General features: G+C 59.2%; 16 protein-coding genes. 12 read left to right on the top strand and 4 right to left on the bottom strand.

Annotation, left to right across the window (positions count from 1 at the left end):
* Positions 1–101 precede the first annotated feature (101 nt).
* Positions 102–899, top strand: coding sequence for an alpha/beta fold hydrolase (locus ACYVIT_RS04065; protein WP_415807716.1), 798 nt, complete (start codon positions 102–104; stop codon positions 897–899).
* A 154-nt stretch (positions 900–1,053) separates the two neighbouring features.
* On the top strand, positions 1,054–2,052 hold the full coding sequence (locus ACYVIT_RS04060) for a Bug family tripartite tricarboxylate transporter substrate binding protein (RefSeq protein WP_415807717.1): 999 nt from the start codon (positions 1,054–1,056) through the stop codon (positions 2,050–2,052).
* A gap of 46 nt (positions 2,053–2,098) precedes the next feature.
* Here the strand turns inward: ACYVIT_RS04060 and ACYVIT_RS04055 are convergent, their stop codons facing one another.
* Positions 2,099–3,049: a LysR substrate-binding domain-containing protein gene (locus ACYVIT_RS04055; RefSeq protein WP_415807718.1), complete on the bottom strand. Its 951-nt coding sequence runs from the start codon at positions 3,047–3,049 to the stop codon at positions 2,099–2,101.
* A 239-nt stretch (positions 3,050–3,288) separates the two neighbouring features.
* Here ACYVIT_RS04055 and ACYVIT_RS04050 point away from each other — a divergent pair, with 239 nt between their 5' ends.
* The 7 genes from ACYVIT_RS04050 to ACYVIT_RS04020 all read left to right on the top strand — a co-directional run bounded on the left by ACYVIT_RS04050 (position 3,289) and on the right by ACYVIT_RS04020 (position 12,298).
* Positions 3,289–5,145, top strand: coding sequence for a CocE/NonD family hydrolase (locus ACYVIT_RS04050; RefSeq protein ID WP_415807719.1), 1,857 nt, complete (start codon positions 3,289–3,291; stop codon positions 5,143–5,145).
* 139 nt (positions 5,146–5,284) lie between these two features.
* Positions 5,285–5,782 carry a cell division protein gene (locus ACYVIT_RS04045; RefSeq protein WP_415807720.1) on the top strand — a complete coding sequence of 166 codons (498 nt, stop codon included), beginning with the start codon at positions 5,285–5,287 and terminating at the stop codon, positions 5,780–5,782.
* A gap of 66 nt (positions 5,783–5,848) precedes the next feature.
* Positions 5,849–7,291, top strand: coding sequence for a TIGR01777 family oxidoreductase (locus ACYVIT_RS04040; RefSeq protein ID WP_415807721.1), 1,443 nt, complete (start codon positions 5,849–5,851; stop codon positions 7,289–7,291).
* Between the two features lie 12 nt (positions 7,292–7,303).
* Positions 7,304–9,742: an alpha/beta hydrolase gene (locus tag ACYVIT_RS04035; protein WP_415807722.1), complete on the top strand. Its 2,439-nt coding sequence runs from the start codon at positions 7,304–7,306 to the stop codon at positions 9,740–9,742.
* A gap of 133 nt (positions 9,743–9,875) precedes the next feature.
* Complete coding sequence (locus tag ACYVIT_RS04030) at positions 9,876–10,133, top strand: FeoA family protein (RefSeq protein ID WP_415807723.1); 258 nt, start codon at positions 9,876–9,878, stop codon at positions 10,131–10,133.
* Positions 10,126–11,949: a ferrous iron transporter B gene (gene feoB, locus ACYVIT_RS04025; protein WP_415807724.1), complete on the top strand. Its 1,824-nt coding sequence runs from the start codon at positions 10,126–10,128 to the stop codon at positions 11,947–11,949. Before ACYVIT_RS04030 ends, feoB begins: the two co-directional genes overlap by 8 nt.
* Before the next feature lie 67 nt (positions 11,950–12,016).
* Positions 12,017–12,298, top strand: coding sequence for a DUF6587 family protein (locus tag ACYVIT_RS04020; protein ID WP_415807725.1), 282 nt, complete (start codon positions 12,017–12,019; stop codon positions 12,296–12,298).
* A gap of 908 nt (positions 12,299–13,206) precedes the next feature.
* On the opposite strand, the gene ptrR is transcribed toward ACYVIT_RS04020, so the two are convergent.
* The gene (ptrR, locus tag ACYVIT_RS04015) at positions 13,207–14,085 is read right to left on the bottom strand and encodes a putrescine utilization regulator PtrR (RefSeq protein WP_415808959.1); all 879 of its coding nucleotides are present in this window, start codon (positions 14,083–14,085) and stop codon (positions 13,207–13,209) included.
* A 121-nt stretch (positions 14,086–14,206) separates the two neighbouring features.
* Here ptrR and ACYVIT_RS04010 point away from each other — a divergent pair, with 121 nt between their 5' ends.
* Positions 14,207–15,589 carry an aldehyde dehydrogenase family protein gene (locus ACYVIT_RS04010; protein ID WP_415808958.1) on the top strand — a complete coding sequence of 461 codons (1,383 nt, stop codon included), beginning with the start codon at positions 14,207–14,209 and terminating at the stop codon, positions 15,587–15,589.
* Between the two features lie 48 nt (positions 15,590–15,637).
* On the opposite strand, the gene ACYVIT_RS04005 is transcribed toward ACYVIT_RS04010, so the two are convergent.
* Positions 15,638–16,594 carry a Bug family tripartite tricarboxylate transporter substrate binding protein gene (locus tag ACYVIT_RS04005; protein ID WP_415808957.1) on the bottom strand — a complete coding sequence of 319 codons (957 nt, stop codon included), beginning with the start codon at positions 16,592–16,594 and terminating at the stop codon, positions 15,638–15,640.
* Between the two features lie 186 nt (positions 16,595–16,780).
* Positions 16,781–17,671: a LysR family transcriptional regulator gene (locus ACYVIT_RS04000; RefSeq protein WP_415808956.1), complete on the bottom strand. Its 891-nt coding sequence runs from the start codon at positions 17,669–17,671 to the stop codon at positions 16,781–16,783.
* Between the two features lie 110 nt (positions 17,672–17,781).
* Between ACYVIT_RS04000 and ACYVIT_RS03995 the strand changes: the two genes are divergently transcribed.
* A complete protein-coding gene (locus ACYVIT_RS03995) occupies positions 17,782–18,966 on the top strand; it encodes a TauD/TfdA family dioxygenase (protein WP_415808955.1) in 1,185 nt (394 codons plus the stop codon).
* On the top strand, positions 18,963–19,829 hold the full coding sequence (locus tag ACYVIT_RS03990) for an isocitrate lyase/PEP mutase family protein (RefSeq protein ID WP_415808954.1): 867 nt from the start codon (positions 18,963–18,965) through the stop codon (positions 19,827–19,829). Before ACYVIT_RS03995 ends, ACYVIT_RS03990 begins: the two co-directional genes overlap by 4 nt.
* Positions 19,830–19,925 lie beyond the last annotated feature (96 nt).

The following is a 19,925-nucleotide window of genomic DNA, read 5'->3' as shown; positions in this document are numbered from 1 at the left end:
TTGGATGCGAAATCGGCCTCTCGAGCAGAGTCCGCGCTGCATGAAAAGCGGCAGTACTCAGAACTGATATGCTGCACAGATCTGTTCTGTGAAGAGCGCCCATGCAGACCGTCAGCACCCACGATACGTTTATCCCGACCCCTGGCGGCCGTCTGTTCGCCCGCAACTGGACACCCGACATATCCGGTGACGGCCACACGCCGATTGTCCTGCAGCACGACTCACTGGGATGTGTGGAACTGTGGCGGGACTTCCCCGAACAACTGGCCATCGCCACCGGCCGGCCGGTCATTGCCTATGACCGCCTGGGCTTTGGACGCTCGGATCCACATCCGGGTACGGTAGGTGTCGATCTCGTTGACGAGGAGGCACACGGGGATTTTCGTACGGTACTCGACACCCTGGGCGTCGACCGGTTTATCACCTTTGGCCACAGCATCGGCGGCGGAATGAGCATTGCCTGTGCTGCCCTGTATCCCGACGCATGTGTTGCCTTGATTACGGAATCCGCCCAAGTCTTTGCCGAAGCCCATACCTTGGAAGGCATCCGGCAGGCCAAAATCGCGTTTGCAGAGCCAGGGCAACTGGACCGGTTAAAGAAATACCATGGCGACAAAGCGGCCTGGGTGCTGGGCGCCTGGACAGAAACATGGCTATCGCCGGCCTTTGCCGACTGGAATCTGAACAACCATCTGAGCAAAGTGCGTTGCCCGGTATTGAGCCTGCACGGCGACAACGACGAATACGGCTCACTGGAACACATACACCGTATTCACGCCCAGACGGGGTCCACGACCGCGATTATGAAAGGGTGCGGGCATCTGCCTCACCGAGAAAAACCGCAAGCCGTGATAACGATCATTCGCGATTGGCTGCAAACGGCGAACATTCCCGGATAGTCCGTCGGCCATTTCCCCGCGCTCGCCGAGCCAAAGGAAAAACCTATACGCGCATAGGAAAGCGGTATTTGAATTGACATCATCCCGTCTCTAGCATCTGCGTAAACCCGCTTTATACAAAAACGCAGTAAATGCATTGACTCAGGGGAAAACAATGTTCAAATTCCGCTCAGCCCGCCGGGCTCATCTCCTATGCTCCTTGTTGGCCGCGGCAGCACCCTCTCTCGGGTCGGCCGCACAGGCCGCGCGACAGGCGTATCCCGACCATCCCGTCAGATTGGTCGTGCCGCAATCAGCAGGCTCAGGCGGTGACGTCGTCGCACGTCTGCTCGGGGAAAAACTGGGATCCCTGCTCGGCGCGTCCATCGTGGTCGAAAACAAACCTGGCGCCAATGGCATCGTCGCTATGTCGTATGTCGCGAAATCCCCTGCCGACGGCTACACGCTGCTGCTGACGGGCGTGTCACAGATGAGCTTTAATCCCGCTCTCTATCACTCGCTGCCCTACGACCCGGACAAAGACTTCACCTATGTCTCGCCCGTCGTCGACACGCCGTTTGTCTTGGTAGCAGGGAAAAACAGCCCGTATAAGACTCTTGCAGAGCTGCTGTCCGCAGCCAAGGCTGCCCCTGACACCGTGACATTTGCCAGTGCTGGCGCGGGCAACTCGACGCACTTGTCCACGGAGATGATTGCTGCGGGCGCGGGTATCAAACTCAAACATATTCCGTACAAAGGATCAGGTCCCGCCTTGAACGCTGTGATCGGTGGCCAAGTGGACCTCATGACCAGCGTAGTAGGTTCGGCCTTGCCGCAAATTCAGGGCGGCAATGTCATCCCTCTGGCTGTATTGGCCGAGCAGCGCGCCAGCGACCTGCCTGACGTTCCTACTCTCAAAGAAGCCGGGATCGAAGTCCCCCCCATGCCGGGCTGGTTCGCGATCGTCGGCCCGGTAGGGCTGGATCAAGCCGTGGTCGACAAACTGAATGCCGCCATTCAAGCCACTATTGCCGATCCCGTGATCAACAAAAAGCTGAAAGATCTGTACTTTATTCCTCTGTCCGGCACGGCCGACAACATCCGCACGCGAGCTCAGGCCGACGCGAAGGTATGGGGAGACTTCATCTCTCGTACCGGCATTCAGGTTGAGTAACACTCTCCTGGACTCCAGCGTTCACGGTTCGATGGTACGCCGCGAATTACATCCGAGCTGCGCGATGGCCAGCATCTGCCAGCCAAGTCACGCCCGCCCAACGTTTGGTCTGCACTAGATTGCGTGCGACCTCGATGAGCATCCGATGTATATGGGTGCAGACACCGCTTTTCTCGGCCGACAAGGACATGCACACCGAGACCCTGCGGTTAAAGCTCTGATCTGCAATCGGTGTGAACGCCACCTGATCGGCATCGGCCTCGGGACCGACCGCGGCCGATGCCGGCAACACTGTCCATCCCCGCCCTGCACGAGCCAGCGCGAGCAACACGGATACCGCGCTGGTTTCAGCGATGAGGTTCACAGAGAGAGCCTGCTCGGCAAGAGCACGCGCTGCCAACACACGTACCGAGTTGGGAAAACTCGGCAACACCAACGGCAACTCCGCCATTTGCTGCAGTGTAATCGCCTCGAGGCCCAGGTCTGGGCCGACGAGATAGAGGCTCTCCATCAACAACGGCGTTGTCGTCATCCGGGTGGGCTGCGGTTGCACGTCCATGGCCACGGCAATGTCCATCCGGTGCAGAGACACTGCCACCGCTAAATCGGCGCTGCTGCCCTCAATGATTTCAAGCAATACTTCCGGATAATGCTCTGCCACCGCCTCGATCAACGGCAACGCCAGCACACGCGATGTGCTGGTGGGCAACCCAATAGTGACATGCCCGGCGGGCGTATCCCGGCCGTGTTTAAGCGCGGACTTAGCCTCCTCGACTTGCCGCAACACCATTTTGGCGTGCCGGTACAGCAGTTTGCCCGCATCCGTGGCGCGCACACCAGCTGGCCCCCGCAACAACAATTGCGTCTCGAGCTCGTTCTCTAGATTGGCCACATGCTGGCTCAGCGAGGGCTGCGCAATATGCAACGTCTCGGCCGCTGCCGTGATGCTCTCCAGCTCAACAATACGGGTGAAATATCTGAGTTGTCGCAGGTCCATCGGAATTTCCTATTTCAGAATTCCATCATACTCAACGACAAAGGGCCGACTCACCATCTGTGAGAACTTTACAGCGTGGGCAGGCAATTATCTGATCAATGCTGCACATCGTTTTTTCCTATGCCCGCATCAGGATTGCATATTGGCGCCCCTAAAAAGCCCTGCCTAATATGAGGGCAACGCTGCGGCGGCCGATTCGTCATTACGGCCTCGCGTCACGCGCACCAACAGGATATTTGATGCAGTCCTACACCAAGAACGAAGACATTGCCTGGGTCGTTCCTCCCCAAGCCTATGCCGATGCACGGCCCGTCGATTATCGGCTGTCCGCCCCTCTGTCTCGTTATCTGACCATGCGCGACGGCTGCCGCTTGGCTGTCGATATCTATATTCCGGAAAGCAACTCAGCAGCTCCTGACGATCAAGCGCCCGGGCGTTTTCCCACCATCGTGCTTTTCACGCCCTACTATCGGCGCTTCAAGCTGAAATCCGGCGGCAGCGGCGAATGCGCACCGAATACCGCGAAGTTTCGTGATTACTTCGTGCCGCGCGGCTACGCCGTCGTCGTCATTGATGTGCGAGGCACCGGCGCCAGTTTTGGGACACGCGATAGTTTTCGATCACCCCGTGAGCGCGATGACAGCTACGAAGTCGTCGACTGGATTGCCGCCCAGCCGTGGTCCGATGGCGTGGTCGGCGCCACAGGGATTTCGTATCTCGGCGCGGCGTCGGACTTTCTCGCCAGCACTCGCCATCCGTCGGTAAAGGCAATAGCTCCGTTGTTTTCTGTTTGGGATACCTACACCGACAACTATTTCCCCGGTGGGATCCAACTGAAAGCCCTGACGCAGAGCTATGACGACTTGATGGTGGCGCTCGACCACGATCGCCGCGAGATGCTGCACAGGTTCGTCTACTATGCGAACCCCGATTTTGAAGGGCCGCAACCGGTCGATGAAGACCCCGACGGGGTGCTGTTGCAAGAAGCGATCCATCAGCATTTGGGCAATTTCCGCCAGACTGAATTCATGCCCGAATTCCGTTTTCGCGAAGACCCGCTGCCCTACGACCCTACGTTCAGTTCTGCCACGTTCAGCCCCTACAGCCTGGCGGCGCAAATTCCCGAGGACGTGGCGGTACTCTCCGTCTCGGGTTGGATGGACGGCGGCGGGTATATGAACGGCGCAATCTCACGCTACCTGACCTTGTCGAAGAATCCCCGGCACCTGTTGCTGGGGCCCTGGGACCATGGAGCCCGTATCGATATTTCTCCGTGGCGCACCACACAGATGGCGGATTTCCCGTGGCTCGCGGAAATCTTGCGGTTCTTTGATCATTATCTGCTCGGCATGCAGACCGGCCAGGAAAACGAGGATCCTATTCATTACTATGCCCTGCATGCAGAGCAGTGGCGCAGTGCGAAACAATGGCCTCCGTACAGCGCAGCGCAAACGCATACGAGCTATCTAGGTCCGAATCAGACGCTGGAAACTGCTCCCCTGGCAGCACCCATGCATCGTGACTACCAAGTCGATTTTTCGATCGGCACAGGCGCGGGCACACGCTACGAGCGCATCGCAGCGATCAATAGCATCGAGTATTACCCCGACTGGCAAGGCCGTACAGACGCGATGTGCAGCTTCACGTCCGAACCGTTGAAGGTACAGACGGAATTAGCAGGCCATGTGGTGGCCGACCTCTGGGTCAGCAGCAGCGAACCGGACGCAGCACTTTTTGTTTACCTGACCGAGATCGAAGCCGATGGAACAGAACGCTATGTCACGGAAGGCATTTTGCGCCTGCTGCATCGCAAAGTATCCCCATGCCCAGCCGGCTACCAGACGACATGGCCGTTCCGCTCTTTCCGCAAGGACGATGCCTCGCCCTTGACTCCGGGCCTGTTCGAACGCGTCACCATTCCCCTGCTACCTACAGCATGGCGATTTTCCGAGGGCAGCCGCATTCGTCTATCGATTGCAGGCGCAGACAAAGATCATTGCGGGCAAGTTCCGCATGGCAGGCCGCCTTTGCTGCAGATCGGAACTGGCGGGGAGCATGGGTCGAGCGTGAGCTTGCCCTTACGCGAAATAAAGTAAGTACATTCCGCACAGTCGGCATGGATGGGGCGCAGCTCGGTACGCCCCCCAAATCTTTCCGGCCCATCTGATCAAGCACTGAGCAGCGTCTAATCGGTACACTTGCGTTATTAAAAGAACGCTCGCGGATCCGAATACGATGTTTCCTCCCCACGACCTTCGGCGTATGCTGGTTGGGTGGCTGTACGCAGCCACCCTGGTGCACCTGCTCGTCGGCCTCATATTGACGTGGGCGGGTCACACCGGTGTGTTCGACAGTTATGTCCATCATATCGAGCAGGCGTTCTGGGGCGCCACGGCGCCCGCCCCCGCGCATACGCAGCAGATCTGGTGGCTGGCCTTGTTCGGCGCCACGCTGCAAAGCTATTCGCTTTATATGTTGGGGCTGGTCCATATCGGCAACCGCTACAAGATCCCGTCGGTCTGGGGCTGGATGATGATAGGCGTCGCGCTCTGGGCGCCCCAGGATATCTGGATATCGCTGCAGGCGGGCATCTGGTCACACCTGTGGGTCGACAGTTTTGCGCTATTCGTGTTGCTGCCCCCTTTGTTCTGGCTGTACAGGCTGGATAAACGCGCTGAATTGGCGACTGACACTGGCCCCATTGATGCCGCATCTCCTGGAAGCGCCTCTTGAGCGCTGTCCCCAACCGGACATCCCTCCTCGAACAGCCATCACACATCCACTGCATTCCATCCGACCATGCTTGAATTCTCGCCACTAGACTGGGCCCTCACGCTGCTGATCGCACAAGCGATCCTCGGTGCCCTGGACACCATTTACCATCACGAATTGACGGTGGCGCTGCCCTACCGGTACGGGGCGCGGCTGGAGCTGTCGATTCATGCCATGCGCTCTTGTTTTTACGGTGTCCTGTTTCTAGGCATGGCGCATTTCGCGTTTCAAGGCACGTGGGCTGTCGCAATCGCATTGCTGTTCTTCCTGGAGATCTGCCTGACGCTGTGGGATTTCGTCGTCGAGGACCGCACTCGAAAGCTGCCTGCAATCGAACGCATCATGCATACCGTGCTGGCGATTAACGCAGGGGCATTTTTCGCTCTGTACGGAGCGCAGTTGATGCAGTGGTATCAATTGCCCACTGCACTGGCCGCGGCCGATTACGGCTGGCGTGGCTGGATACTGACGCTTTTCGCCATCGGCGTCACGGTCTCCGGTATCCGCGACGGCATTGCAGCATTTCGCCTGCAGCGCAAAGGCGCACCACCCAATCCATTCATCGGCATCGGACATCGGAACGTCTTGATCACCGGCGGCACGGGATTCATCGGAGAATACCTGGTCAATCATTTACTCGACGCCGGCCATGCCGTCACTGTGCTCACGCGCGACCCGTTGAAGGCCGCATACTTGTTCGATGGCCGGGCACGCTGTGTGCGCGTCATCAACGCCCTGAGCCACAAGGAAGTTTTTGACGTCATCATCAACCTGGCCGGCGCGCCCATTGCGGGCGGGCCCTGGAGCGCCAAGCGCAAAGCGAAACTGCTGGCCAGCCGGGTCAACACCACAGAGGCCTTGGTCGCCTGGCTGAGCAAAGCAGTGCATAAACCCGAGCTCTGGATACAAGCGTCCGCCATCGGTTTTTACGGCGTACGCGACGCCAATGAAAGCCTTGATGAAAACGCCGCGGCGGGCCAGGGCTTTATGGCCGAGCTATGCGTGCGCTGGGAAGAATCCGCGCGGCCTGTTCAGGCGCTCGGCATTCGGCAGGTCGTCATGCGCCTGGGCGTCGTCTTTGGTCCCGGTGGTGCCTTGTTGCCGCTGCTGTTGCCGTTCCGGCTGGGATTCGGCGGCCGCATGGGCGACGGAAAACAGATCATGAGCTGGGTGCATCGTGACGATGTCATCCAGATCATGGCTCGCGCCTTTAACGATACGAATTTAAGCGGCACCTACAACGTCGTAGCTCCAGATGCCCTGCCCCAGGCAGAGTTCGCGGCCAAAGTCGGCAAGATCCTCAAGCGCCCAGTTTGGCTGCACGTGCCCGCTGCCCCCGTACGGGCAGCAGCAGGCGAAATGGCTCAGCTGTTCTTTGATGGCCAGCGTGTCGTTCCCTTCCGGCTCACGCAGGCGGGATATACCTTCCGTTATCCGACAGTCGATAGCGCACTGCGCGACGTCGCCTAGCATCACCCTTTCATGAGCAGCAAACCGATCCTGTATTTGTTGGCAGGCAATGGCGGCGCGGCAGACTGGTGGGACGATGCTTTGCCTCACTTTACCCAGTACCAGGCCGTGCCTCTGGAGCTGCCAGGCTTTGGCGACAATCCGGCGCCTCCGTGCGTTGATCTGGCGGCATACGCCCAAGCCTTGATCGACACAACAGAACGGGGCAGTGCCATCATGGCCGTCGGCGTCAACGCGCTGTTGGTACTGCATGCGCTGCAACGCCAGCCAGGCCATTTCAGCCGTAGTGTATTGCTCGCACCCGTGGGCGCATTTCTTTGGCAACGGCGGCTGCCCGCGCTCATGTCGCCTCGGCCGCTACGCAAAGCCATCCATTGGTTGTTGTCGAACAAACCCACGCTGTTCGCAAGAAAGTTTTCCAATAAAAAGTGGACACCTCAGCAATATGCACGCATGGGCCGCGGATACGCGCGCTGCCGCGCCTTTATCCCGTATTGGGATTTGGTGCGCGCCGACACAGCGCTGCCCTTGCTGGAATGGATTGCCGATCCGATCGAGTTGATCTGGGGCGATCAAGACAATGTATTGGGCATTGCGCAGGCTGCCGCATGGTCTGCGATTCTGGCTCGCGCGGATCTGACCATCAGTCTGAAACCTGGCTGGGGCCATTACCCCTGGATCGATGCACCTGCAGACTTCGTCTCGTGGCTGGAATCCGGCGAACGCGGTTTCGTCGCGCATACAAAGGGCGGACGCGTGCGATTGGCAGCGTTGGCGGGACAACCCGTGCCGCCTGCGCTCTCTCTCAATGATCCATACGACGAACGACTGCAGCCTTTCCTGGCCGCTCAGCCCGATGCAGCATGGGCCGTACGATCCTCCAGTTATGGTGAAGACCAGGCCGATGCGGCCAATGCGGGCATGCATCACACTTTTCTGCGCGAACGCGCCGGCGATGTGCCCGCGCGTATCGCAGCGCTCACCGCCTCAGGCATTGAAGAGGTTGTCGTCCAACGCTTCATTACGCCTGTGGTATCCGGCATCGCGTTTGTACGCCACCTGTCCGTAGAGCTGGAATGGGTAGAAGGACATCTGGAATCTCTGGCGGATGGCCAGGTCACGCCGCATCGAGCGATTCTCTCCCGCATGACGGCATCATGGCGCGAGGGTGAATTTGCACCATCGCATGGCCTGACCGCCGGCATGTTGTGGGAATTCCTGCAAAAGGTACTGCGAACTTTTCACTACGTCGCGGGCGATGTGGAATGGGCATGGGATGGTACCGAACTCTGGCTATTGCAATACCGCCCGATCAGCGACTATGGCTGGCGACGGCACTTGACCTCAGCCAACATTGCCGAAATTCTGCCACCGCAGCCCAGTCGATTCGTCGAATACGCACAACGCCGAGCAGCAGCCAGTATCCCCGCCATCATGGCGCGCTGGGATCCACGCGTTCTGCAGGACAACGAGCCCTTCACCTCGGTGTATGGCGGCGCATCCTACATTAACAATGACCTGTTTTTGGCGCGGTTGGCAAACTGGGGCGTATCCTCTCGGAACTACGCTGACGAGGTCGGCGGCGCCACCCCCATCCTGCCGTGGCGGCCTCCGCGGTTGCTGCGTTCCTCGCTCCTGTTCGTGCGCATGCAACGCATCGCCCGCCGGCATTTATTGACGTTGGAAAGCGGATTGCAGCACTTTGACCGAGAGCTCTCCACGCTGATCGCCCAAGACGCGACGGGCCAACAGTTGGCCGACTGGTTCACCCGGTTTTATGTATTTGTCGTCCAAGGCAATCTTTGTATCGCAACGGCCTTGGCCAGCAGCGGCGGCAGCGTGCTGGGGCGTCCACCGACCGCCTACGGCAACCTCGAAAACAGCCCGCATCGGTTGCCATGGGAAACCGATCCGGCAACGCCACGCTCTCCAGCCATTGATTTACCGCTGCAGGCATTTCCCGTTTGGTCCCATAGCATTTCACTCGCCCACTCGATGGGCTTGCCCGGCCTGCGAGGCTATTACCTGCAAGTCCGAGAGTGGTATCGAGACAACCTGATGCGCCTGTTTTTCAAGCTGCATCATGCGGTGCCCGCGGCTGATCGTGCGTACTGGTTTGCGCCTCATCCCGACGTACGCACCCGCAATGGGAGTTTCTGGCAAAACGGCAGTGACAGCGCAGAGCAAGCCGTAGGTTTCATGATCTACCCAGGACGCGCCGAGGGCATCCTGGGTCAAGACATCCTGCTCGAGGAAACACTGGACCCGGGCCGCCACGCTCACTACCAGACTGCCCGAGCCGTCATTGCCCGCATGGGCGGACGACTATCTCACGGCTCGACGCTCCTGCGCGAACTGCGCAAACCCTCGGCAGTCCTGCCACAGGTAGACATGGCGTGGATAGGGCAAAAAGTCCTGTATCAGGATGGCAAACTCTCGTTGATCGAGTAAATACCCGCATCGATCGAACAACTTCGCGTTCAGCCGCCTGTCAGATCTGACAGGTGCGTCAACTTGGCATGGAGAGAATTCCGAATCGAGAGTATATTTTGCGACTTATTCTCATTCCGAATTTTCTCTCCGCATGAATTCCCTGCGTTTGTCCGATCTTGCCTTGCACGACCGTGCTGTCGTCGAGCAAGTTCTCGACACCTGCCCCGCTGACCCCATATCGGCAAGATTGCGCGATCTGGGCTTTGTAAACGGGGAACCTTTACGATTGACCGCCAAAGGCCCATTTGGCGGCAACCCGCTGCTCATCGCCATCGGCACCACGCGATTTGCCTTGCGCCGCAACGAAGCCGAGCGTGTCATTGTTCGTCGCGAGGCAGCGCATGACTGATACCGCATTACGCATCGCGCTGGTCGGCAACCCGAATGCCGGCAAAACCGCGCTATTCAACCGCCTGACCGGCGCACGCCAAAAGGTCGCCAACTATGCGGGCGTCACGGTCGATCGCAAAGAAGGCCTTCTATCCACGCCTGGCGGCCGCGCCGTCCGCGTACTCGACTTGCCCGGCACGTATAGCTTTGAATCAGCCAGTGCCGACGAGGCGATCACGCTGGCCGTGCTCAGCGGGCGCTATCGCGGCGAGGCCGTGCCCGAAGCCATCGTATTCGTGATGGATGCGACCAACCTGCGGCTGCACTTGCGCCTGTTGCTCGAAGTCCGCCGCCTGGGCTTGCCCATCATCGTCGCACTCAACATGGCCGACCAAGCCAAACGCCTGGGCATCAGTATCGATGTCCCGCAGTTGTCGCAACGCCTGGGGATGCCAGTTGTTGAAACCGTGGCGGTACGCCGAGACGGTACGCAAGCCCTGCTCGCACAATTGGAACTCGGCATTCCGCCCGCCTCGCCTCATCGCGACTCCGGTGATCTGCACGCGGATGTACGCGCCATCATGGCTGACGTCGTACGCCTGCCGACGGACACAAAGACGCTGGACGACCATATCGACCGCTGGACGCTGCACCCGGTATTCGGATTATTGATTCTCGCATTAGTGATGTTCCTGACCTTCCAGGCCGTGTATGCGATAGGCAAGCCGATGACCGACGCCATTGCTGACGGCATGGAATGGTTGGGCCAAGCGTTGACAGCCTCAATGGGCGACGGCCCGCTCAAAGGGCTGCTCCAGGAAGGCATCTTTGGCGGGCTGGGCAGCCTGCTCGGGTTCCTGCCGCAGATCTTGACGTTGTTCTTTTTCATTTTGGTTCTGGAGGAATCCGGCTACCTGCCGCGTGCCGCCTTTCTGCTGGATCGCTCCATGCTGGCCGTCGGCCTGAGCGGCCGCTCCTTTATTCCACTGCTATCCAGCTTTGCCTGCGCGATTCCCAGCATCATCGGCACACGCAGTATCCCTGATCGCAGAGACCGCCTCGTCACCATCCTGGTCGCGCCTCTCATGACGTGCTCGGCACGGCTGCCCGTCTATGCCCTGCTGATCAGCGCATTCATCCCGCATCGCCTGTTGTTCGGTGTCTTTAACTTGCAGGGCGCCGTACTCTTCGCGCTCTATGCAGGCGGAATTCTCGCCGCACTGGCTGTCGCCTACGTCGGCAAACTGCTGCGGCGTCGTAATCAGGAAACGGCCCTGCTCATGGAGCTGCCACCCTACCGCCTGCCCAAATGGCGCGATATCGGCATCGGTCTGTGGGAACGCATCTGGATATTCCTCAAGCGGCTCACGGGCGTCATGCTGGCGCTGACCATTGTGATGTGGTTCATTGCCAGTTTTCCCAGCGCGCCTGCCGATGCCACGAATCCGGCCATTGAGTACAGTCTCGCCGGTATATTAGGTCAATGGATGCAGCCGCTCTTTGCGCCATTGGGATTTAATTGGCAAATCACACTGGCTCTCATACCCGCATTTGCCGCGCGTGAATCCGCCGTGGCGACCTTGGCAACGGTGTACAGCGTCGCCGAGGGTCAGGACGCGATGCTAGGCAGCATGCTCGCCGGTAATTTCTCTGTTGCATCGGCGCTCTCTCTCATGGTGTGGTTCGCTTTCGCGCCGCAATGCATGTCTACATTGGCCATCATCAAACGTGAAACCGGGAACTGGCGCATCGTCGTACTGTCTTTTGCGTATATGTTCGTACTGGCCTATATCGCGGCCTTTGTGACTTATCGTTTGGCGATGGTGTGGCTGTGATGGCGACAGAGAAACGCACATTGACCAGCCGTGTACGCGCGAACAGTGCACTTTATCGGAGTACTCCATGAACCCCAGTAGCCCACTCTGGCAAACCCTCGTCATGCTGGCCGTGCTCGTTGCCAGCATCATCGGGCTCGTCCTGCATTTCGTGCCCAGCCTGAAAGGGCGTATGCGTAATGGATTGGGACAGTTGCTGAGCCAGACCTTCATGCCCAAAGCCGCGCGGCAGTACGCCACACAACACCTGATTGTGAAACAAAGCTCGGCATGCGGTTGCTGCTCTGGTTGCAGTAGCTCTCCTCCGCCTGCTGCAACTATTTCTTTGCGTCCGCGCGGCAGGGACTAAAGGGGCGTGAGTGCTACTAGGGGGGATGAGTGCTATTGGACGTCGAAGCTGGGCAGTGACCGTGTTGGCGCTTCACGGAGTCGGTCGGCCGCCTGCGCGTCCGACTGCCGCATCGCTCGTCTCGTACGGCCCCTTCGGGCCTTCCTTCGACTTCCGCTCGCGCGACTCCGAGGCGCGCCAACACGGTCACTGCCCAGCTTCGACTCGCAGCATCTCTGATTCCCTCCGTCGCTGGCACGGCTGGTCTACGTAGGCTTCGTAGGAACTGGCTTTTGCAAGGATGAATATCTTGCAGGGCTGCTATGCATGGGCGCCTACGGGCGCGCCCGTGCATAGCGTTCGTGATTGGCATGCGAAGGCTGTGGCATAGGAGATGAACAGAAGATCTCTCGAGCTACGATTTTGTTATACCTAGAGCTGAGCTACGCATCATCTTCGCATGCATCAACGCTAACCAAGCAGATCTTCCAACCTGGCACCACGCCACCCCGCCGCATGCCCGGACCGATCGCCATTTTCGGGGGTGCAGGGCACCCGAAAATGGCAGCCCTGCAAGATCTTCCTCTTTGCCAACACGGCAGCATAAAAATGCCAAGCAAAACAACCGTGCCGGCGATGTCATGAGCTTGAATTACTGCGAGTCGAGCCGAGGCAATCGGGCCGTGAGGGCGCCTCAAAGCCGAGTGGAGCGGACACCGTAGGGAGCGCGAAGGCGCGGACGAGGTGAGCGAACACGGTGTCCGGCGCCCGCGCGCCGGACCGGCTTTGTGAAGCCCTCACGGCCCGATTGCCTCGGCTCGACGTCCAATAAGCACGCCAACCTCTTGCCAACCCAGCCCCTCGATCACCAAAAACCGCACAACAAGCAACGTGCAAGCTTATTCAAAACCGCCATCGATATATCCCAGCTACGCAGCAACAGCCACCGGCGCATGCTCTTGCAATAACGCCACGAACGCATCGAGTGCCCGAGAAACCGTATCGCTGCGCCAAATCAACCACGTCGGCAACACCGAAAACGCGCCGTGCATAGGCCATGCGGTCACAGACGTATATCCCGGCATGCTTTCCAGCATCGCTCTGGGCATGATGGCCAGGCCGCCCCCCGCGCTGACGCACGCCAACATGCTGTGATAAGACTCCAGCTCCCGCACTTTACCTGGAATGGCTTTGTCGGCTGCGAACCATTTTTCGAAATGATGGCGATACGAGCAGTTTTGACGAAACACATAGATCGCTTCGCCTGCCGCATCGCGACCACGGCGAATCGGTGCATGCTGAACGGGCGAGATGACAACCATTTCCTCCTCAAACACCGGGACACCTCTAAGCGCAGGATGATTGATCGGACCATCGACAAGCGCCGCCACCAGACGGCCATCCAACACCCCATCGATCATCGGCCCAGACGGCCCGGTGGCCAGATCCAGCTCCACCTTGGGATAACGGCCATTGAACTCAGCCAGCACAGCAGGGATGCGAACAGCCGCCGTGCTTTCCAGCGCACCGATCGGAAACCAGCCTGCAGGCTCCGTACCGGAAACCGCCGTACGCGCCTCCTCCACCAAGCCGAGAATTCTCTGTGCATAGTCCAGAAAATTGTGCCCCGTGGCCGACAAACGCAGCCTGTTGTTCTCGCGAATGAACAGATCCACCCCCAAATCAGACTCCAGCTGCTTGAGCCGGGTGGTCAGATTGGAGGGCACACGGTGCACCGCCTCAGCAGCCGCGGCAATGCTCTTGTGCGCCGCAACAGCACAGAAAATCTCCAGCTGAACCAAATCCATCCGTTTCCCCTGTCCGCACACATTCTCAAATCGAGAAAGAAACCATTATAAATATTCAGTTTTATAAACTCCATCCGCCGCGTATTCTTGCCGGAAGTCGAATCCCTAGGAGAGCGCTCTCATGGCCAGCAGCACGCACGCAATATCCCTGAACCCGGCTACCGGCGAGCAAATCGGCGCCTACGCCTTTGAATCCGCCGCCGACCTGGAAACGGTGCTTTCCCAAAGCGCCAAGGCCTACACCAGCTGGCGCCGTACACCTGTGGACACGCGCAGCGCCGCACTAGCCCGGCTCGGACAGGCCTTGCGTGCGGACATTGATCGTCTGGCAGGCATGATCACTGCCGAAATGGGCAAACCTATTACCCAAGCACGCGGCGAAATCACCAAATGCGCCGGACTGTGCGACTGGTATGCAGAGCATGGCCCCGCCATGCTGGCCAGCGAGCCCACTCAGATTGAAAACGACAAAGCCAGAATCGAATATCGCCCCTTGGGTCCGATCCTGGCCGTGATGCCCTGGAACTTCCCGATTTGGCAGGTCATCCGCAGCGTCGTCCCCGCACTGCTGGCAGGTAATACCTACATCCTGAAGCATGCGCCCAACGTCATGGGCAGCGCATATTTGCTGCGCGAAGCGTTCGGGCGTGCAGACTTCCCGCAAGGCGTATTCGAAGTCGTCAACGTGCAAAACGACCTCGTCTCGCAGGCGATTGCCGACGACCGCATCGCCGCTATCACCTTGACCGGCAGCGTCCGGGCTGGCTCGGCGATCGGCTCGCAGGCCGGCTTTGCCTTGAAAAAATGCGTGCTTGAACTGGGTGGGTCGGATGCATTCATCGTCCTGGCCGACGCCGACCTGGACGAGGCCATCCGTGCTGCCGTCGTCGGTCGCTTTCAAAACACGGGACAAGTTTGCGCAGCCGCCAAACGGTTCATCGTCGAAGACAGCGTTGCCGACGCCTTCACCGAAGGCGTCGTCGCCGGCACTAAAGCATTGGTCATCGGCGACCCCACTGACCCGTCGACGTATATCGGCCCCATGGCCCGCTACGATCTGCGGGACGAACTCGATGCGCAAGTACAACGCACGCTGTCAGAGGGCGCGAAACTGCTCGTGGGCGGACACAAGATCGATGGTGCGGGCAACTACTACCAACCTACTGTGTTGGCCGATATCGTTCCTGGCATGACTTCGTTCCGTGAAGAAATCTTCGGCCCGGTCGCGTCCATCATCCGCGCCTCCGATGCGCGCAATGCCCTGGAACTCGCCAACAACAGCCAATTCGGCCTGACTGCGAGTGTCTTTACCAAGGATATCGCAGCAGCGCACCAGATCGCAGCCGACCTGGAAGTGGGCGGCGTATTCATCAACGGCTACAGCGCCAGCGATGTCCGCGTCGGATTCGGTGGCGTCAAGAAAAGCGGCTTTGGCCGGGAACTGTCTCACTTCGGCGTGAGAGAGTTCTGCAACGCACAGACCGTGTGGTTTGATCGCAAGTGATCCATGGCGGGCTGCGGCCGCTGCGCAATGCGCAGCGGCATGCTGCCATCAACCTGCACTGGCGCCCGAGGCTTTCACGACCTTGCCCCAGCGATCGATCTCAGTCTGCAAAAAGCCCTGAAACTCTGCTGGCGTGCCGCCTTGAGCTACCAAGCCCTCGTCCAGCAAACGACGTTTGATCGCCGCGTCATTCATGATCTGGGCGACCGCTTTCGACAACTGTTCTGTACGCGCCGCATCCAGTCCCGCAGGTCCCAGCAGACCATACCAGGCACTGAAGTCATAACCCGGCAACGTATCGGCAATCGGCGGAATATCGGGATATTCGCTCATGCGCTGCGCACTGCTGATACCCAAAGGCTTTAGCGCTTTTGATTTCAACTGGCCTTTGGCCAAAGCTGCCCCGGCAAACATCATGCTGACTTGACCACCCAGCACATCGGTCATTGCGGGCGCGGTGCCTTTATAAGGCACCAGCAATACGTCTATCCCTGCTTGCATCTTGATCACCTCGGCGCCGAGGTGGCCTGCAGAGCCGATGCCAGGTAATGCCATACTCAGTTTGCCCGGCTCCGCCTTTGCCAGCGCGATCAACTCGGCAACATTATTCGCGGCAACAGAAGGATGCGCCAACAAGATCGATGGCGCATCGGCCACGTGGGATACCGGCGTGAAATCCTTGATCGGATCGAACGGTAAATTGGGATACAACGTCGCGTTGATCGCATGGCTGGTGTAGCACATCAGCAGCGAACGGCCATCAGGCGCGGATCGTGCGATCTCTTGCGCCGCGATATTACCGCCGGCGCCCGGACGATTTTCCACCACAAACGTTTCGCCCAATACGCGTCCCAGCTCTGCTGCCAATACACGCGCGACCGTATCGGTGCCGCCACCCGGGGTAGCGCCAACAATGACGCGGGTAGTGGGCGTTTGCGCCTTGGCCATTCCTGATGCTGCCAACGCACAGGCGCCGAACATTCCCATGAATGTTCTTCTTTGCATAGATGTCTCCGTCCATCCTACTTGATGTCTGCCCGTAGTCTAGTCATAGACGGAACATTCAGAAAAGCGAAGTTATTTGACTTGTTTGCTAAGGATTTTTGTTCAACTGCACCACGTCATATCGCTGCACAAATCGCATCAACCGCGCAACGGCAGCGGCCCCCCGCCCTCACGTCTGCCGCGCACTCACTGCTTTAACAACTTCTGATATTCCGTACAGGCCATGGCCATCGCCTCGCGTACCACCGCCAACGGCCGGCTATCGTCATCCGCCTTGCGGCTCACCATGGAAAGCTGCAATACCGGGGCGGCCTTACCCAAGCGGAATACACGCGCGGGATAACTATGCAAGACAGCGGAATCCGGCCGCTGTACCACCGATATGCCCAGGCCGGAACTCACCATCGCCACAATCGCCGCCGCATTATCGAATTCAAGCGTACTGCGCACGTCACCGATCTGATTGTTGACGTACTGTGCCGCCATGGTGCCAGACACGGTCTTGCGGTCGTAACGTATCCACTCCAATTGGCGAAACAGCGTGGGAATCGGTGTGTCAGGGGTATCGGGCGGCGTAATCAACACCAATTCCCGGCGCAACATCGGCGTCCACGACATACGGCCTGCTTTAGCCCCGGAGGGCTCGGCCACCAAGGCGGCGTCAATCTCACCGGCCTTGACCGCCGCTGTCAAACCGCTGCTGCGGCCCCGGATAGGTACAACATCCAGCTTGGGATGCCGGGCACGTATAAAGCGCAACATGCCTGGCAACACAATGGGCTGCATTGATTCGATAACACCCACTCGCACAACGCCCTCGATGGCCAGCACCGTACCAGAGCGCAATGCATCCAACCCCTTTAGCGCGTCACGCATGGTGTCGGCGACCTCATGTGCCAACTGCGTGGGACGTACCTGCAACCCCGAACGATCAAAAAGCGGCTTGCCCAAATAGCCCTCGAGCTGCTTCATCTGCATGCTCACTGCACTGGGCGTGATATTCATCAGTCTCGCGCCCCCCACAAAGGTGCCTGTCTGCAGCACGGCCTCCAGCGTGGCAAAGGTCTCGATCTTCATCAAATTCTCTTATGAAATTCTTCAAATAACATCGCTATTCTAAATGAAGCGGCGTCCTTACACTGGCGGTTATTGGTCCTCTGACATTCTTATCCATTACGGAGACGTACATGAACGCCATCGATTCCGCCATGCGCCCATTGCCCTGGACAGCCGAACAAGTACGCCAGGACAACTCCTGGGTTTTGCGCCTGACCGACGAGCAAGTCGACGGCATCCAGGCGGCATTGGCACATGCCAAGCGCCTGGATAAACCCCTGCTCGCGATGGAACAAGCAGACTTCCCGCTATCGGCCGCCGCTCAGGCTGCCCTGCAGCAAGCCATCGATATGACGCAACGCCGTTGGGGCATGTGCTTGCTGAAAGGTTTTCCCGTCAATGACTGGAGCGAAGACGACACGCGCCTGGCCTATTGGGGCCTGGCGTTGTACATGGGCGTGGGCCGCACGCAGAACCGTGCCAGCCAGTTCATCAACGATGTACGTGACGCCGGTGGCGAGTACAAAGTCAAAGGCGGCCGTGGCTACAACACCAATGCGGGCCTGGATTTTCACCAGGATTCCTGCGACGTGGTAGCACTGCTTTGCCGCCGTACCGCCAAATCTGGCGGCACCAGCAAAGTCGTCAGTTCAATTGCGCTGCGCGACGAGGTCCTCAAACGCCGTCCCGACTTGATCGCCGCGCTGCAAACCCCGTATTTCCATAGCTATCAGAGCACGCAAGATCCCACCCAGCCGCCCTACTATCAGTTGCCCATTCTCGGCTCGCACCCGGAATATTTCTCGGCGCGCACCAATCGCAAGAACATCGTGGCCGCTCAACGCGATTTCCCGGAGATCCCGCGCCTGACCACTGCACAGACCGAGGCCCTGGACCTGCTGGATGAACTCATGCCCAGCGAGCGCTTTTGCTATTCGATGGAACTTGAGCGTGGCGACATGCAGCTGCTGAACAACTACGTGACGCTGCATTCACGCACGCCGTTCGAGGATTACGAAGAGCCCGACCTCAAACGCCACCTGCTGCGTTTGTGGCTGGCCGTCCCCGGTTCGCAACCCCTGCCTGACGACTGGGCGACGTACTACGGCGACGTTCGTGCAGGCGCGGTGCGCGGCGGCGTACGCGGCAGCTCCATTACCGAGGAATTCCTCGCCTACGAAAAGCGCCAAGCCGCAGCGTTGAGCATGCCCTTCGAAACATGGCGTCCCAAGGTCACCAAAGAGCAAATGGAAACTATCGTCGCTGATTTGGCTGCTCAATCCAACGACACCCTGACCGCAGGAAGCGCCGCATGAACCAGCTCAACTTGCGCGAACGCCTCGCACAAGGCCCCGCGGTCCTGGCACCCGGCGTCTACGATCCCTTGACCGCGCTGATCGCCGAACAAGCCGGTTTCGACGCCCTATATTTGTCAGGCGGGGCCGTCGCCTATACCCAACTGGGCCGATCCGACGTCGGCCTGACAACTGCAACAGAAACTGCCGATGTCCTGGCGCGCATCACCGACCGTGTGCAACTGCCGGTCATCGTCGATGGTGATACGGGTTACGGCAATGCGCTGAATACGCAACGCACCGTACGCGTTTTCGAGCGCGCCGGCGCTGCCATGATCCAGCTGGAAGACCAGACATTTCCAAAGCGCTGCGGCCACCTGGAAAACAAGACCTTGGTATCCACGCAGGAAATGTGCGGCAAGCTGCGCGCGGCACTGGATGCGCGCCATTCATCCGACACACTCATTCTCGCACGTACCGACGCCGTGGCAGTCGAGGGTCTGGATGCCGCGCTGGAGCGTGCCGACGCCTATCTGGCATGCGGTGTCGACGCGCTATTCATCGAAGCCGTCGTCTCCGCTGACGATATGGACCGGGTCTGCGGCAAGTACGCAACCCGTATCCCCTTGCTGGCCAACATGGTCGAAGGCGGCAAAACGCCGGTGGGCAGCGTGGACGAATTGTCTGCACGCGGCTATCGCATCGTGATCTATCCCGGTGGCACGGCGCGTTTTGTGTCCCGCCAATTGCAGCGCTACATGGCCGGCCTGAAAACCCACGGGACGACCCGCCCCTTGTGGGACGAGATGAATAATTTCGATGCGCTCAATGGCCTGATAGGTACACCCGAGCTATTGGAGCTGGGGCGTAAATACGAAGCCTGATAGCCCACGCGACGCGCGTTGGGAAGCGATGCGTATGACACGACACGCCCCAATGCGATCATTGCGTTGCAGTCCCACGGCCAAGGCTTGGCCGTG

The sequence above is a fragment of the Bordetella muralis genome (assembly GCF_054781015.1).
This window is presented reverse-complemented; position numbering and strand designations above follow the sequence as displayed.

Coding starts and splice junctions, on each gene's coding strand:
- ACYVIT_RS04040 (WP_415807721.1), top strand. CDS start 5,849: ATGCTTGAATTCTCGCCACTAGACTGGGCCCTCACGCTGCTGATCGCA.
- ACYVIT_RS04030 (WP_415807723.1), top strand. CDS start 9,876: ATGAATTCCCTGCGTTTGTCCGATCTTGCCTTGCACGACCGTGCTGTC.
- ACYVIT_RS04060 (WP_415807717.1), top strand. CDS start 1,054: ATGTTCAAATTCCGCTCAGCCCGCCGGGCTCATCTCCTATGCTCCTTG.
- feoB (WP_415807724.1), top strand. CDS start 10,126: ATGACTGATACCGCATTACGCATCGCGCTGGTCGGCAACCCGAATGCC.
- ACYVIT_RS04055 (WP_415807718.1), bottom strand. CDS start 3,049: ATGGACCTGCGACAACTCAGATATTTCACCCGTATTGTTGAGCTGGAG.
- ACYVIT_RS04065 (WP_415807716.1), top strand. CDS start 102: ATGCAGACCGTCAGCACCCACGATACGTTTATCCCGACCCCTGGCGGC.
- ACYVIT_RS03990 (WP_415808954.1), top strand. CDS start 18,963: ATGAACCAGCTCAACTTGCGCGAACGCCTCGCACAAGGCCCCGCGGTC.
- ACYVIT_RS04010 (WP_415808958.1), top strand. CDS start 14,207: ATGGCCAGCAGCACGCACGCAATATCCCTGAACCCGGCTACCGGCGAG.
- ACYVIT_RS04005 (WP_415808957.1), bottom strand. CDS start 16,594: ATGCAAAGAAGAACATTCATGGGAATGTTCGGCGCCTGTGCGTTGGCA.
- ACYVIT_RS04050 (WP_415807719.1), top strand. CDS start 3,289: ATGCAGTCCTACACCAAGAACGAAGACATTGCCTGGGTCGTTCCTCCC.
- ACYVIT_RS04000 (WP_415808956.1), bottom strand. CDS start 17,671: ATGAAGATCGAGACCTTTGCCACGCTGGAGGCCGTGCTGCAGACAGGC.
- ptrR (WP_415808959.1), bottom strand. CDS start 14,085: ATGGATTTGGTTCAGCTGGAGATTTTCTGTGCTGTTGCGGCGCACAAG.
- ACYVIT_RS04035 (WP_415807722.1), top strand. CDS start 7,304: ATGAGCAGCAAACCGATCCTGTATTTGTTGGCAGGCAATGGCGGCGCG.
- ACYVIT_RS04020 (WP_415807725.1), top strand. CDS start 12,017: ATGAACCCCAGTAGCCCACTCTGGCAAACCCTCGTCATGCTGGCCGTG.
- ACYVIT_RS04045 (WP_415807720.1), top strand. CDS start 5,285: ATGTTTCCTCCCCACGACCTTCGGCGTATGCTGGTTGGGTGGCTGTAC.
- ACYVIT_RS03995 (WP_415808955.1), top strand. CDS start 17,782: ATGAACGCCATCGATTCCGCCATGCGCCCATTGCCCTGGACAGCCGAA.